Origin of the sequence: Microbacterium sp. STF-2 (assembly GCF_034650155.1) — a bacterium.
Classification (GTDB): Bacteria; Actinomycetota; Actinomycetes; order Actinomycetales; family Microbacteriaceae; genus Microbacterium; species Microbacterium maritypicum_A.
In genome coordinates, this window is sequence record NZ_JARKMW010000002.1 from 287,712 (window position 1) to 302,555 (window position 14,844).

Annotated in this window: 13 protein-coding genes and 1 riboswitch; of the genes, 11 read left to right on the plus strand and 2 right to left on the minus strand. The window is 69.1% G+C overall.

Translation table 11 applies throughout. The annotated features are described in order from the left end of the window. The first annotated feature begins 43 nt into the window (after window positions 1–43). The 9 genes from MicroSTF_RS15295 to MicroSTF_RS15335 all read left to right on the plus strand — a co-directional run bounded on the left by MicroSTF_RS15295 (window position 44) and on the right by MicroSTF_RS15335 (window position 9,279). Window positions 44–1,528: a fumarylacetoacetate hydrolase family protein gene (locus MicroSTF_RS15295; RefSeq protein ID WP_036331203.1), complete on the plus strand. Its 1,485-nt coding sequence runs from the start codon at window positions 44–46 to the stop codon at window positions 1,526–1,528. Beyond that, the gene (locus MicroSTF_RS15300) at window positions 1,525–2,238 is read left to right on the plus strand and encodes a GntR family transcriptional regulator (protein ID WP_021198826.1); all 714 of its coding nucleotides are present in this window, start codon (window positions 1,525–1,527) and stop codon (window positions 2,236–2,238) included. The genes MicroSTF_RS15295 and MicroSTF_RS15300 overlap by 4 nt, the downstream gene beginning before the upstream one ends. Beyond that, window positions 2,235–3,731 (plus strand): 5-carboxymethyl-2-hydroxymuconate semialdehyde dehydrogenase, encoded by a 1,497-nt coding sequence (hpaE, locus tag MicroSTF_RS15305; protein WP_021198827.1) that lies wholly within the window; start codon window positions 2,235–2,237, stop codon window positions 3,729–3,731. The genes MicroSTF_RS15300 and hpaE overlap by 4 nt, the downstream gene beginning before the upstream one ends. A gap of 91 nt (window positions 3,732–3,822) precedes the next feature. Further along, complete coding sequence (gene hpaD, locus MicroSTF_RS15310; protein ID WP_021198828.1) at window positions 3,823–4,986, plus strand: 3,4-dihydroxyphenylacetate 2,3-dioxygenase; 1,164 nt, start codon at window positions 3,823–3,825, stop codon at window positions 4,984–4,986. A gap of 10 nt (window positions 4,987–4,996) precedes the next feature. Next, the gene (locus tag MicroSTF_RS15315; RefSeq protein ID WP_029260485.1) at window positions 4,997–5,782 is read left to right on the plus strand and encodes a fumarylacetoacetate hydrolase family protein; all 786 of its coding nucleotides are present in this window, start codon (window positions 4,997–4,999) and stop codon (window positions 5,780–5,782) included. Next, entirely contained in the window at window positions 5,767–6,567 is an 801-nt protein-coding gene (locus tag MicroSTF_RS15320; RefSeq protein WP_029265847.1) for an HpcH/HpaI aldolase family protein, read from the plus strand. The genes MicroSTF_RS15315 and MicroSTF_RS15320 overlap by 16 nt, the downstream gene beginning before the upstream one ends. A gap of 113 nt (window positions 6,568–6,680) precedes the next feature. Next, entirely contained in the window at window positions 6,681–7,910 is a 1,230-nt protein-coding gene (locus MicroSTF_RS15325) for an MFS transporter (protein ID WP_029265849.1), read from the plus strand. A gap of 38 nt (window positions 7,911–7,948) precedes the next feature. Further along, on the plus strand, window positions 7,949–8,671 hold the full coding sequence (locus tag MicroSTF_RS15330; RefSeq protein ID WP_029265851.1) for a DUF6882 domain-containing protein: 723 nt from the start codon (window positions 7,949–7,951) through the stop codon (window positions 8,669–8,671). Between the two features lie 50 nt (window positions 8,672–8,721). Then, a complete protein-coding gene (locus MicroSTF_RS15335; protein ID WP_322956851.1) occupies window positions 8,722–9,279 on the plus strand; it encodes a hypothetical protein in 558 nt (185 codons plus the stop codon). Between the two features lie 79 nt (window positions 9,280–9,358). On the opposite strand, the gene MicroSTF_RS15340 is transcribed toward MicroSTF_RS15335, so the two are convergent. Both MicroSTF_RS15340 and glyA read right to left on the minus strand, forming a co-directional pair. Continuing rightward, window positions 9,359–10,237, minus strand: coding sequence for a bifunctional methylenetetrahydrofolate dehydrogenase/methenyltetrahydrofolate cyclohydrolase (locus tag MicroSTF_RS15340; RefSeq protein ID WP_029265856.1), 879 nt, complete (start codon window positions 10,235–10,237; stop codon window positions 9,359–9,361). Window positions 10,238–10,361: 124 nt separating this feature from the next. Further along, window positions 10,362–11,636, minus strand: a complete 1,275-nt coding sequence (gene glyA, locus MicroSTF_RS15345; RefSeq protein ID WP_021198835.1) for a serine hydroxymethyltransferase — start codon at window positions 11,634–11,636, stop codon at window positions 10,362–10,364. 40 nt (window positions 11,637–11,676) lie between these two features. After that, a riboswitch (ZMP/ZTP riboswitch) is annotated at window positions 11,677–11,761 on the minus strand. 107 nt (window positions 11,762–11,868) lie between these two features. Between glyA and MicroSTF_RS15350 the strand changes: the two genes are divergently transcribed. Next, entirely contained in the window at window positions 11,869–13,380 is a 1,512-nt protein-coding gene (locus MicroSTF_RS15350; protein ID WP_029265858.1) for a family 20 glycosylhydrolase, read from the plus strand. Beyond that, window positions 13,377–14,549: an N-acetylglucosamine-6-phosphate deacetylase gene (nagA, locus tag MicroSTF_RS15355; protein ID WP_322956854.1), complete on the plus strand. Its 1,173-nt coding sequence runs from the start codon at window positions 13,377–13,379 to the stop codon at window positions 14,547–14,549. Before MicroSTF_RS15350 ends, nagA begins: the two co-directional genes overlap by 4 nt. Window positions 14,550–14,844 lie beyond the last annotated feature (295 nt).

Genomic DNA, 14,844 nt, shown 5'->3' on the forward strand with positions numbered 1-14,844 from the left:
GGCGTCACGCACGACATCGCAGACGAGCGCAAGGAGGCGCCCCGTGACGGCCCCCATCACCCGCCCCGGCAAGATCATCGCGATCCACCTGAGCTATGCCTCGCGCGCCGACCAGCGCGGCAGGCGCCCTGCCTCCCCTTCCTACTTCTTCAAGCCGGCCAGCTCGGTCGGCGTCTCCGGTGGCACCGTCGAGCGCCCTGCCGGCACCGAGCTGCTCGCCTTCGAGGGCGAGATCGCTCTCGTGATCGGTACTCCCGCCCGCCGGGTCTCGCTCGACGACGCCTGGGACCACGTCGGCTGGGTCACCGCCTCGAACGATCTCGGCCTGTACGACCTGCGCGCGAACGACAAGGGCTCGAACGTCCGCTCCAAGGGCGGCGACGGATACACGCCGCTCGGCCCCGACCTCATCGACGCCCGCACGGTCGACCCCGCCGCCCTCCGGGTGCGCGCCTGGGTGAACGGAGAGCTCCGTCAGGAGGACACCACCGCCGGCCTCATCTTCCCGCTCGCGCAGCTCGTGGCCGACCTGTCCCAGCACTTCACGCTCGAGCCCGGCGATGTGATCCTCACCGGCACTCCCGCCGGTTCTTCGGTCATCGTCCCTGGCGACGTCGTCGAGGTCGAGGTGGATGCCCCGGAGGCCCCCGGCGCTCCGACCTCGGGCCGTCTCATCACCACCGTCACGCAGGGCGAGATGCCCTTCGACGGCGACCTCGGATCGCTCCCCGCCGTCGACGACCTGCAGCGTACAGAAGCGTGGGGCTCTCGCGAGGAGGCAGGCCTGCCGCCCCTCGAGAAGACGCACGGGCTCTCCCCCGAGCTGCGCGCCCAGCTCCTCGAGGCGCCGACGGCCGGTCTGTCGGCGCAGCTCCGCAAGCGTGGACACCACTCCTGCTTCATCGACGGCGTGTCCGTGAACATCCCCGGCAGCAAGATCGTCGGCACCGCGAAGACGCTGCGCTTCGTGCCGTTCCGCGAAGACCTCTTCGCCTCCCACGGCGGCGGCTACAACGCCCAGAAGCGCGCGTTCGACGCCGTGGAAGAGGGCGAGATCATCGTGATCGAAGCCCGAGAGGATGCCACGACCGGCACCCTCGGCGACATCCTCGCCCTGCGCGCGAAGGTCCGCGGAGCGGCCGGGGTCGTCACCGACGGGGGCGTCCGCGACTTCGACGCCGTGGCCGAGATCGGTCTCCCCGTGTTCTCGCAGGGCGCGCATCCGTCCGTGCTCGGCCGCAAGCACGTGCCATGGGATGTGGACGTCACGATCTCCTGCGGCGGCGCGACCGTGCAGCCGGGCGACATCATCGTCGGCGACAGCGACGGCGTGATCGTCATCCCCCCGGCGCTGGCTGCCGAGGTCGCGGCGAGCGCCGTCGCGCAGGAGATCGAAGATGCCTGGATCGCCGAGCAGGTGGCCGCCGGCCACCCCGTCGACGGGCTGTTCCCTCTGAACGCCGAGTGGCGAGCCCGCTACGAGGAGGCCATCTCGGACCGGAGCGCCGGCGATCGGAGCGCACGATGACCACGACGGCGGCCAGCAAGTCCGAGGTGGCTTACGAGTGGCTCCGCTCCCGCATCACGGGTCATATGTTCAGCCCTGGATATCGTCTGGTGCTGGGATCCATCGCGGACGACCTCCAGATGAGCGTCGTCCCGGTGCGCGAAGCCATCCGCCGCCTCGAAGCCGAAGGACTCGTGACGTTCGAGCGCAACGTCGGCGCACGCGTGACCCTCGTCGACGAGAGCGAATACGCCCACACCATGCAGACGCTCGGCCTCGTCGAAGGCTGCGCCACCGCGCTCTCCGCTCCCCTTCTCGACGACGCCGCCCTCGATGAGGCCACCCGCATCAACGAGCGGATGGCGCAGATGCTCGACCAACTCGACGCCCACGCCTTCACCGAGCTCAACCGCCAGTTCCATTCGGTGCTGTTCGAGCCGTGCCCCAACCCGCATCTGCTCGATCTCGTGCACCGCGGCTGGTCGCGGCTCTCCGGCATCCGCGACACGACGTTCGCATCGATCCCCGGACGCGCCCAGCACTCGGTCGAGGAGCACACCGAGATCCTCGATCTCATCCGCGCGGGTGCCGACCCTCTCGAGATCGAACTCGCCGCCCGCAACCACCGCTGGCGCACCATGGACGCGTTCCTCGACGCGCTGCACGCCCGTTCCACCCAGACGACTTCCGACCAGACGACTTCTGCCCAGACGACCGGAGAATTCTCATGACCGATTCGCGCATCCCCGCCGACCTCCCCGACCACATCCAGCACTACATCGACGGCGCATTCGTCGACTCCGTCGATGGAGACACGTTCGACGTGCTCGACCCGGTCACCAACCAGGCGTACACGACGGCCGCAGCGGGCAAGAAGGCCGACATCGAGCTCGCCGTCGCCGCCGCGAAGCGCGCGTTCGATGAGGGCCCCTGGCCGCGCATGCTCCCCCGCGAGCGGTCGCGGGTGCTGCACAAGATCGCCGACATCGTCGAGTCGCGCGATGCGCGTCTGGCCGCGCTCGAGTCGTACGACTCGGGCCTCCCGATCACGCAGGCACTGGGTCAGGCCCGTCGCGCCGCCGAGAACTTCCGCTTCTTCGCCGACCTGATCGTCGCGCAGTCCGACGACGCCTTCAAGGTGCCAGGGCGCCAGATGAACTACGTCAACCGCAAGCCGATCGGCGTCGCCGGGCTCATCACACCGTGGAACACGCCCTTCATGCTCGAGTCGTGGAAGCTCGGTCCCGCGCTCGCGACCGGCAACACGGTCGTGCTGAAGCCTGCCGAGTTCACGCCGCTCTCCGCGTCCCTCTGGGCAGGCATCTTCGAGGAGGCGGGGCTGCCGAAGGGCGTCTTCAACCTCGTGAACGGCCTCGGCGAGGACGCGGGCGACGCGCTCGTGAAGCACCCCGACGTGCCGCTCATCTCCTTCACGGGTGAGAGCTCGACCGGACAGCTCATCTTCGGCAACGCCGCGCCGTTCCTCAAGGGGCTGTCGATGGAGCTCGGTGGCAAGTCGCCCGCCGTGGTCTTCGCCGACGCCGACCTCGAGGCCGCCGTGGACGCCACGATCTTCGGCGTCTTCTCCCTCAACGGCGAGCGCTGCACGGCTGGATCCCGCATCCTCGTCGAGCGCTCGATCTACGAGGAGTTCGTCGAGCGCTACGCCGCTCAGGCGAAGCGCGTCAAGGTCGGCTACCCGCACGACCCCGCCACGGAGGTCGGTGCCCTCGTTCACCCCGAGCACTACGAGAAGGTCATGAGCTACGTCGAGATCGGCAAGACCGAGGGCCGCCTCGTCGCCGGCGGCGGTCGTCCCGAGGGTTTCGAGGAGGGCAACTTCGTCGCGCCGACCGTGTTCGCCGACGTCTCCCCCGACGCCCGGATCTTCCAGGAGGAGATCTTCGGACCCGTCGTCGCGATCACGCCGTTCGACTCCGACGAGGAGGCGCTGTCGCTCGCGAACAACACCAAGTACGGACTCGCCGCCTACATCTGGACCAACGACCTCAAGCGGGCGCACAACTTCGCGCAGTCGGTCGAGGCCGGCATGGTGTGGCTGAACAGCAACAACGTGCGCGACCTCCGCACCCCGTTCGGCGGCGTGAAGGCCTCGGGTCTCGGTCATGAGGGCGGCTACCGCTCGATCGACTTCTACACCGACCAGCAGAGCGTGCACATCACGCTCGGACCCGCCCACAACCCGACCTTCGGCAAGAACTGACCCACTGTCTCGTTCCGGTCGCACTCTCCGCCGCCCCACCGACGCGGATGCGACAGAGAGTGCGACCGGAACCTCACGCAAGGACGCTGACATGACACACCGCGACGACATGACCCTGACCTCCTCCGGCTTCTACGTCTCCCAGGAGGCGCCGATCCGCTCCGAGAACCCCATCGCGACGCCGCAGAGCTCGCCGCCGGACATCCTCCGCTGCGCGTACATGGAGCTCGTGGTCACCGACCTCGCGGCCTCGCGGCAGTTCTACGTCGACATCCTGGGCCTGTACGTGACCGCGGAGGACGACGAGGCGATCTACCTGCGGTCGACGGAGGAGTTCATCCACCACAACCTGGTGCTGCGCAAGGGCCCGATCGCCGCCGTGGCCGCCTTCTCGTACCGGGTCCGCACTCCCGAAGACCTCGACCGCGCGGTGGAGTTCTACACCGAGCTGGGCTGCGATGTGCGACGCGATGAGAACGGCTTCGTCACGGGCATCGGAGACTCGGTGCGCGTGGTCGACCCGCTCGGCTTCCCCTACGAGTTCTTCTACGCGACAGAGCACGTCGAGCGGATGTCGTGGCGCTACGACCTGCACATCCCCGGCGAGCTGGTGCGGCTGGACCACTTCAACCAGGTCACCCCCGATGTGCCGCGCGCCGTGGGGTTCATGCAGGATCTCGGATTCCGCGTCACGGAGGACATCCAGGACGACGAGGGCACCGTCTACGCCGCCTGGATGCGCCGCAAGCCCACGGTGCACGACACGGCCATGACCGGCGGCGACGGCCCCCGCATGCACCACGTGTGCTTCGCGACCCACGAGAAGCACAACATCCTCGCGATCTGCGACAAGCTCGGCGCGCTCCGCCGCTCCGACTCGATCGAGCGCGGCCCCGGGCGTCACGGCGTCTCGAACGCCTTCTACCTCTACCTGCGCGACCCCGACGGCCACCGCGTCGAGGTGTACACGCAGGACTACTACACGGGCGACCCCGACAACCCGGTCATCACGTGGGACGTCCATGACAACCAGCGTCGCGACTGGTGGGGCAACCCCGTCGTCCCGTCCTGGTACACGGATGCCTCGCTGGTCCTCGACCTCGACGGCAACCCGCAGCCGGTCGTGGCCCGTACCGACGACTCCGAGATGGCGGTCACGATCGGCGCCGATGGTTTCTCGTACACGCGTGCGGACGACGACAAGGACATGCCCGAGTACAAGCAGGGCGAGTACAAGCTGGGCCACCAGCTCTAAGGGGGCACGGATGCTGTCAGCAGAGACGATCACGCAGATCGCGGCGGAACTCGCGGAGGCCGACCGCACGCACTCCGTGATCCCGCGCATCACGGCTCGGTACCCGGAGGCCACGGTCGAGGACTCCTACGCGATCCAGGGGGTCTGGCGCGACTCGCAGATCGCCGCGGGCCGTCGACTCGTCGGTCGCAAGATCGGATTGACCTCGAAGGCGATGCAGCAGGCCACGGGCATCACCGAGCCGGACTACGGGGTGATGTTCGACGACACGGTCTACGACTCGGGAGCCGATATCCCGGTCGACCACTTCTCGAACGTGCGCATCGAGGTCGAGCTCGCCTTCGTGCTGAAGACCCCGCTCGAGGGCCCCGACTGCACCCTCGACGACGCTCTCGCGGCGATCGACTACGCCGTCCCCGCGCTCGAGGTGCTGAACTCGCACATCGAGCTCGAGGGCCGCACGATCGTCGACACGATCAGCGACAACGCGGCGTACGGCGCGATGGTGCTCGGCACCGTGCGCAAGCGCCCCGATGAGATCGACCTGCGCTGGGTTCCCGGTGTCCTCTCCCGCAACGGTGAGATCGAGGAGACCGGTGTCGCCGCCGGGGTGCTCGGTCACCCGGCCACCGGGGTCGCCTGGCTCGCGAACAAGTTCCATCAGCACGGCGCGCGTCTCGAGGCCGGAGAGATCATCCTGGCAGGATCGTTCACACGCCCGATGTGGGTGTCGCGTGGCGACGAGGTGCTGTGCGATTACGGACCGATGGGAACAATTGCATGCCGCTTCGTCTAGCCCCTTCGTTCCGCGAGCAGATCGCGGACTCCGATCGCCCCTTCGTCGGCATGTGGGTCTGCTCCGGCAGCCCGCTGCTCGCCGAGGTCGCCGCGGGGTCGGGACTCGACTGGCTCCTGATCGACATGGAGCACTCGGCGAACACGCTCGAGTCCGTGCTCGTGCAGCTCCAGGCTGTCGCCGCGTACCCGGTCGCCCCGCTCGTGCGGGTGCCGTCGAACGACACCGTCGCGATCAAGCAGATCCTCGACCTCGGAGCGCAGAACCTGATCGTGCCGATGGTCTCCTCCGCAGACGAGGCCCGCGCCGCCGTCGCGGCCACCCGCTACCCGCCCGAGGGCGTGCGCGGAGTGGGCAGCGCCCTCGCCCGCAGCGCGCGCTGGAACCGTGTCGATCGCTACCTGCAGGAATCGGCGCAGCACATCTCGCTCACGGTGCAGATCGAGACGGCGGCGGGCGTCGAGGCCGCAGCCGACATCGCCGCGGTCGACGGCGTCGACGCGGTTTTCGTCGGCCCTTCCGATCTGTCCGCGTCGATGGGCCTGCTCGGCCAGCAGACCCACCCCGAGGTCACGGCTGCCGTCGAGAAGGTCTTCGCCGCGGTCAAGGCGGCAGGTAAAGCCGTCGGCGTCAACGCGTTCGACCCTGCAACCGCCGACGCCTACTTCGCCGCCGGTGCCGACTTCGTGGCCGTCGGGGCGGATGTCGCTCTGCTCGCACGGGCGTCCGAGGCTCTGGCCGCGCGCTTCATCGCCACCGACGACTCCTCCCGCGCCAGCTACTGACCTTTCGAATCGCGCACGTGGCTGTGTCCAGGATCTGGATGCAACCGTCTGCGCGATTCGAACGACTCCCGCCCGTGGCAGGATAGCCGGGTGCACAGGAGCGAGGTCGTGAGGTGAGCCGCGGGCTCGCCGCGATGCAGGACCGCAACTTCCGCTGGTTCTTCCTCGCCCGGGCGATCACGATGATCGCCGGGTCGATGTCCTCGATCGCCCTCGCCTTCGCGGTCCTGGAGATCGACAACGACGCGCGATCGCTGTCCTTCGTGCTCGCCGCCTTCACGGTGAGCAACATCGTGTTCGTGCTGTTCGGCGGCGTGATCGCCGACCGACTCCCCCGGGCGCTGATCATCCAGGCCTGCTATGTGGTCGACATCCTGTCGATCGGCACGATCGCCGCGCTCCTGTTCACCGGCAACGCCACGATCCCGCTCCTCGTGATGCTCTCGATCGTCAACGGCGCTTCGACGGCGTTCGTGCTGCCGGCGATGCAGGGCATCATCCCGCAGCTCACGACTCCCGAGCATCTGCAGCAGGCGAACGCGATGCTGTCCTTCGTGCGCTCAGCCGTGACCATCGGCGGCCCGATCATCGCGGGCGTCCTGGTGGCGACCGCGGGCCCGGCCTGGGCGATGGTCGTGCAGGCGACCGGATGGGTGATCGCGATCCCGGTGCTGGCCCTGGTGAAGCTCCCTCCCCCGTCGCACGCGGGCGGCACCACGATGTTCCACGACCTCCGCATCGGATGGCGGGAGTTCTGGAGTCGCTCATGGCTGTGGACGATCGTGCTGGCCTTCATGGTCATGAACGCCATCCACGTCGGCGCCTGGGGTGTCGTGGGCCCGTACATCGCGAAGAACAACGATCTGCTCGGCATTACCGGATGGGGCTGGGTCGTGAGCGCCGAGGGCGCCGGTGTGCTGCTGATGACGCTGCTGCTGATGTGGTTCCCGCTGCGACGACCGCTGCGCTACGGCATGATCGGCATGGCCGCCTTCGCGATCCCCGTGACGATCCTGGGCGTGCACCCCGCGGTGGTCCTGCTCGCCATGGCCGCGTTCATCGCGGGGGCGGGGGCCGAGGTCTTCAGCACGGGGTGGAACCTCGCGATGATGGAGAACATCCCCGGCGAGAAGCTCTCCCGGGTGTCGAGCTACGACATGCTCGGCAGCTTCGTCGTGATGCCGATCGGCACGCTCGTGTACGGCTGGCTGATCACACATGCCGACCCCGCGACAGTGCTCATCGCCTCGGGTGCCGTGTACGCGGTGATCGCGCTGGCCACCCTGATGGTGCCGAGCGTCTGGCGGATGGGACGCCCGGAAGCCGCGACGATCTCCGCGTGAACTAGCGGATTCATAGCATCGACCGCGAGACTGTCGGCATGACCTTCGCCGCGCTCCAGCCCCTCGCCGATCGTGCCGCCCTCTTCGTCGCACTCCGTCAGGATGCTCTCTCCGCCGCCGCCGATGCCCTCGGCGAGCACCGCTGGGACGCGGACCTGGCTGCCGGCACGCTGACCTTCACGGCCGACGCCGATCCGTCCCGCCAGCTCGTGGCCCGCGCGCACCTGATCGCGACGATCGCACCGGGACCCCGGTCGCTGCTGTGGGCCTGGGCACACCCGAGCGGCGACCCGCAGGGAGTCGCCGCTCAGCTGCACGCATACGGCAATGAGCACGGCATCGCCGAACTCACCACCGCCGAGGTCGCGTTCCCCGCCGAGGTCTCCGGCGACGACGAATGGATCGCCCAGGCGGCCCACACGGTCGGCGGCGTCGCGGTGGAGCTCACCGGGCGTTCCCCCTACTATTCCGCCCCGGTCGGCAACGGAACGCGGGCGGTCTTCCTGCTCGACGCTCCGCTCGCGCCGCTCACGGTGGCCGATGCGGTCATCGCGCTCCCCCGCGTGCTCTCCGCCGCCGTCCTGCCCGATGCACGCACGGCGGTCTGGGACCTCGCCCGCCTCGCGGGCTGGACGCTCTCCTGGACCGATGAGGCGTTCTCCGGGGCGACGGTGTCGGATGCCACGGGAACCGCGACGTTCCGCTTCGACGAGCAGGCCCGCATCAGCGGGATCGAGAGCACACTGCACAGTCAGGGGTGACCGGGCACGCTCAGGGGTGATCCGCCCTGGAGGTGTGGGATTCTGGGCGCATGAAGAACGGAATCGTCCGGTTCGCCGCGCTCTACGTGTTCGACGTCGCCGTGCTGCTGCTGATCGGCCTGCTGCTGCCCGGTGTGTCGGTCGGTCTGAACGCGCTGTGGGCGTCCGTCATCCTGACCCTCGCCGCCCTGTTCGTGAAGCCGCTGCTCGCCGGGGCCTTCCGCACGTCGACCGCGAAGTCGGCCGCCGAGCGCACCAGGACCGGCGAGAAGGTCGTGCAGTACGTCCTGGTGTATCTCGTCGAGCTCATCATCTGGGTGCTCACGGTGTGGCTGAGCGGGGTGCGTGCCTCCGGCTTCTGGGCGTTCGTGCTGCCGCCGCTCGCACTGCTGTTCGGCTGGATGATCTACGACCAGATCGACGATCGGCTGCGGGCGAAGGCGGGCGAGATCTACGATTCGGTGCAGGCACGCGTGCAGGGAGGCGCGAAGGCCCCATCCTCCGCGCCCGCCGCGCCGTCGGAGTCGCCGGAGACCCGCGCCGCCCGTGACGAGCTCCGCGACGGGCTGACGCCCGAGCAGCGACGGATGCTCGACGAACTGGGCTGATCCGGGCGGTACGCGCCCGGAGCGAGGAAAGGCGCCCTCCCGTCACCGGGCGGGCGCCTTTCTGCGCGAAGGGTCGTCGTCAGAGCGACCGTTCGGCCGCTTCCACGACGTTGGTCATGAGCAGCGCGACCGTCATCGGGCCGACACCTCCCGGGTTCGGGGAAATGTAGCCCGCCACGTCGGCGACATCGGGGGCGACGTCGCCGAACACGAGGCTCTTCCCCGTCTCCTCGTCGGTCTCGCGCGTCACACCGACGTCGAGAACGGCCGCGCCGGGCTTCACGTCCTCCGCGCGGATCAGGTGCTTCACGCCGGCCGCGGCGACGATCACGTCGGCCTCACGCAGGTAGCGCGGCATGTCGACGGTGCCGGTGTGCGTGAGGGTGACCGTGGCGTTCAGGTCGCGCCGGGTGAGCAGCAGTCCGATCGAGCGTCCGATCGTGACGCCGCGCCCGACCACCACGACATGCTTGCCGTTGAGGTCGTAGTCGTTGCGCAGCAGCAGCTCGATGACCCCGCGCGGCGTGCACGGCAGCGGCGTGTGGATCGGGCCGTTGACGTTCAGCACCAGGCGCCCGAGGTTGGTCGGGTGCAGGCCGTCGGCATCCTTGGCCGGGTCGATCCGCTCGAGGATCGCGTCGGTGTCCAGGTGCTTCGGCAGCGGCAGCTGCACGATGTAACCGTGGCAGGCCGGGTCGGCGTTGAGGTCGTCGATCAGTGCTTCGACGTCGGCCTGGGTCGCATCCGCCGGCAGCTCGCGCTGGATCGAGTTCATCCCGATCGCCTCGGACTGCCGATGCTTCATACCCACGTACAGCTGCGACGCCGGGTCGGCGCCCACGAGCACGGTGGCGATCCCGGGCGTCACCCCCTTGCTCTTCAGCGCGGCGACGCGCTCGGTGAGCTCGGCCCGGATCGCGGCCGAAGCCGCCTTCCCGTCGAGGATCTTCGCGGTCATGGTGTCTTCCTTACGTCGTCACCGCCGAGTGCACGGCCTCCCGTCGAGCGCACGGCTTGTTCACGTCGACAAGCCGTGCGCTCGGCAGTACCCCGTGCACTCGCGAGAGGGAGGTGCTGCGGAATTACTGCTGCAGGTCCGGGTAGAGCGGGAACGCGGCGGCCAGGGCGTCGACGCGGGCGCGCAGGGCCTCGACGTCGGCCCCCGGGAGCAGCGCGAGGGCGATGATGTCGGCCACCTCGGTGAACTCGGCATCGCCGAAGCCGCGGGTCGCGAGCGCGGGCGTGCCGATGCGCAGGCCCGAGGTCACCATGGGCGGACGCGGGTCGTTCGGGACGGCGTTGCGGTTCACGGTGATGTGGATGTCGTGCAGGAGATCCTCGGACTGCTTGCCGTCGATCTCGGCGTCGCGCAGGTCGACCAGAACCAGGTGCACGTCGGTGCCGCCCGAGCGTACGGAGATGCCGGCGTCCTTCACGTCCTGCTGCGACAGGCGCTCGGCGATGAGCTTCGCCCCGCGCAGCACACGCTCCTGGCGCTCCTTGAACTCGGGGGTGCCGGCGAGCTTGAACGCCGTGGCCTTGGCCGCGATCACGTGCATGAGCGGTCCGCCCTGCTGCCCGGGGAACACCGCGGTGTTGATCTTCTTGGCGAGCTCGGCGTCGTTGGTGAGGATGAAGCCCGAGCGCGGGCCGCCGATCGTCTTGTGCACGGTCGAGGAGACGACATGTGCGTGGGGCACCGGGTTCGGGTGCAGACCTGCGGCGACCAGACCGGCGAAGTGCGCCATGTCGACCCAGAGCAGCGCGCCGACCTCGTCGGCGATCTCACGGAACGCCGCGAAGTCCATCGTGCGCGGGTAGGCCGACCAGCCGGCGATGATGACCTTCGGCTTGTGCTCGATCGCGAGGCGACGCACCTCCGCCATGTCGATCGTCGAGGTCTCGGGGTCGACACCGTAGGCGACGATGTCGTACAGACGGCCGGAGAAGTTGATCTTCATGCCGTGCGTGAGGTGGCCGCCCTGGTCGAGGGACAGACCGAGCAGGGTGTCGCCGGGACGGGCGATCGCGTGCAGGACCGCCGCGTTCGCGGAGGCGCCGGAGTGCGGCTGCACGTTCGCGAACTCCGCACCGAACAGGCTCTTGGCCCGCTCGATCGCGAGGGACTCCGCGACGTCGACCTCTTCGCAGCCACCGTAGTAGCGGCGTCCGGGGTAGCCCTCTGCGTATTTGTTCGTGAGCACGGAGCCCTGCGACTGCAGCACCGAGACGGGCACGAAGTTCTCCGACGCGATCATCTCGAGGAAGGTCTGCTGACGCTTCAGCTCGCGATCCAGGACCTGAGCGATCTCGGGGTCGACCTCGGAAAGCGGGGCGTTGAAGTAACGGTCGGTCATGATGACGTGCTCCTTTGACAACGGATTCGAAAGGGGTGTTCCTATCGGCCCAGGCGCGCGGTCGAATTCCGTGGTCAGTCGCTCCCCGGTGGTAGTCCACCCAGACGCCAGTCGCGACGGTTACGAGCATAGCCGATGCGAGCCGCCGCGCACGCTGCCGTCTCATGGCGGTCGCAGAATCGATTCGAGTTCTGCCATTCCGCTGAGCGGCACCGACGGGTAGGTTTTGTTCATGGTCCTTCCTCATCCTCTTCCGCTCGTTCCCGTGCCCGTGTCCGCCGTCGCACGAGAGGGACGGATGCCGATCACCGCGAAGACGCGCGTGCGCGGTTCCTCCCCCGCAGCCGCCCAGCTGATCGACGCGGTCGAGCGCCGCAGTGGCATCCGGCTCTCCGTCGTCGACGAGGCCCTCGCCGACATCGAGTTGATCGTCGACCCGGAATCCTCGGCGCCGGAAGGCTACACACTCGAGATCGGCGATCAGGCCATCGTCGTCGGGGCCGACGAGGCAGGGCTCTTCTACGGTGTGCAGACACTGCTGCAGCTGCTGCGCCAGGACGACTCCGGTTGGGCGCTGCTCCGCGCCGACGTCGCGGACTCCCCGCGCTTCCCGCGACGGGGCGTCATGCTCGACGTCGCCCGGCACTTCTTCGGCGTCGACGATGTGAAGAGGTTCATCGACAGCACGAGTGCGCTCAAGTTCAACCACCTGCACCTGCACCTGAGCGACGACCAGGGGTGGCGCGTGCACATCGACTCCTGGCCGCTGCTCACCGAGCGCGCCTCCGGCACGTCGGCGAACGGCGACCCCGGCGGCTTCTACTCGAAAGACGACTACCGCGAGCTCGTGGCGTACGCCGCCTCGCGCCACATGATCGTGATCCCCGAGATCGACCTGCCCGGGCACACCCACGCGATCGGCGTGGCCTACCCCGAGCTCGTCGAGGCGCCGGTGCTGAACGACAACCTCATCGCGGATTCCGCGCGTCTGGGCCAGCCGTTGCCCGTCGCCGGCGAGACCTACCTCGGCTGGGGTGTCGGCCATTCCAGCGTCCGCATCCACGAGGAGCGCACGTACGAGTTCGTGCGCGACGTCGTCCGCGAGTTGGCCGAGATGACGCCGGGGCCGTACATCCACATCGGCGGCGACGAGTCGCTCGGCACTCCCCAGGCCGACTTCGATCTGTTCGCCGCGCGTGCGACCTCGATCGTCGTGGAAGAGGGGAAGATCCCGATGGCCTGGCACGAGATGGGCTCCGCGGCGAACATCGCCGAGGGCACCGTCGGGCAGTACTGGGGGAAGACCACGCCCGAGGGCACTCACGCCGAGGAGGCCGCCCATTTCGTCGATCGGGGCGGCGCTCTCCTCATGTCGGCGGCTGACGTCACCTACCTCGACATGAAGTACGCGGAGGACTTCCCCCTCGGACTCACCTGGGCGGCGATCATCGACGTCCGCTCCGCCTACGAGTGGGAGCCCACCGCGGTGCTCGACGTCCCCGAGGCCGCGATCCTCGGTGTGGAGGCCCCTCTCTGGTCGGAGACCACCCGCACGATCGACGAGGTCGAGCAGCTGGTCTTCCCGCGCGCCGCTGCGCAGGCCGAGGTCGCCTGGTCGCCACGAGAGGCACCGGAGCGCACGTGGGAGTCGTTCCGCCTGCGGGTCGGGTCGTTGGCGCCGCTGTGGAAGGCTGAAGGGGTCGATTTCCACCCCGCAGACGAGATCCCCTGGAGCGCACGTTGAGCACCCACTCCTCTTCGACCGGTTCGCTGGTCATCCACTCCGCGCGGATCGTCGATCGCGGCGACATCGTCGAGGACGGCTGGATCCGGGTCGAGGACGGTGTCGTGACGGCCCGCGGGACGGGATCGGAATGGACGCCGGCGGACGAGATCGTCGACGCGACCGCCGTCGCCGGCGCGGGCGCCCTGCTCACTCCCGGCTTCATCGACATCCACGGGCACGGAGGCGCCGGTGCCGCGTTCGACGACGGCGTGGAGGCGATCCGCACCGGACGAGACCTGCACCGCGCGCACGGCACCACCCGCGCGGTCATCTCGCTCGTGACCGCGTCGCTGGACTCCCTCGCCCGCAGTGTCGCGCTCATCGCGGATCTGACCGAGACGGATACCGACATCCTGGGATCGCACCTCGAAGGGCCCTTCCTCGACCCCGGGCATCACGGAGCCCACGAACCCTCGCTTCTTCGCCATCCGGCGGCCGCGGATGTCTCCCGCCTCCTGGATGCCGGCCGCGGCACCGTCCGTCAGGTCACCATCGCGCCGGAGCTCCCCGGCGGGATCGACGCGATCCGACAGATCGTGGCAGCGGGTTCCGCGGCCGCCGTCGGCCACACCGATGCGGATGCCGCCATGGCGATCGCCGCGTTCGAGGCGGGAGCCTCCATCCTCACCCACGCTTTCAACGCGATGCCGGGGATCCATCACCGCGCCCCGGGGCCGGTTCTCGCGGCGGCGGCCGATCATCGTGTGGTGCTCGAGGCCATCGCCGACAACGTGCATCTGGACCCGCACGTCGTCAAGCTCGTCTTCGACTCCGCCCCCCGTCGGGTCGCGCTGATCACCGATGCGATGGCGGCCGCCGGGAGTGCCGACGGCCACTACGACCTCGGCGCGGTGAGCGTCACGGTGCGCGACGGCGTGGCGAGGGCTGACGACACCGGATCGATCGCCGGATCGACGCTGACGCAGGACGTGGCCCTGCGGCGGACGGTGCAGGCAGGCGTGTCGCTGCCCGAGGCCGTCCGCGCGCTCACGGAGACGCCGGCACGGGCGATCGGCCGCGATTCCGCTCTCGGCGGTCTGCGCAACGGGATGCTCGGCGACGCCGTGCTCCTGGATGCGGAACTGCGCGTCGCGCGCGTGTGGTCAGGACCCCGGCTGCTCGTCTGAGACGGCGCCGCGCGCGACGCGCAGCTCTGCGCTCTCCGGTCATGCATGTGTGACGGGGCGGGAGGCCGCCGTTCCCCAGATCGGCGGCCTCGTTCCCCCTCGTGAGACGGGCGGCCGGGTTCTCCTCCCCCGAGGATCCCGACCTGCCCGACCAGTGCGAATGCCCCCCGCACCAGTGCCTGGATCCCGCCCCCCGGTGGGATCCTCACGGCTGTCTCTATGGGATGAGACGACGCTCCTCCCGATTCATTACGCGACTTCTCGAAATTCCTTCGAGAAGTTCTTCCCGATCCTC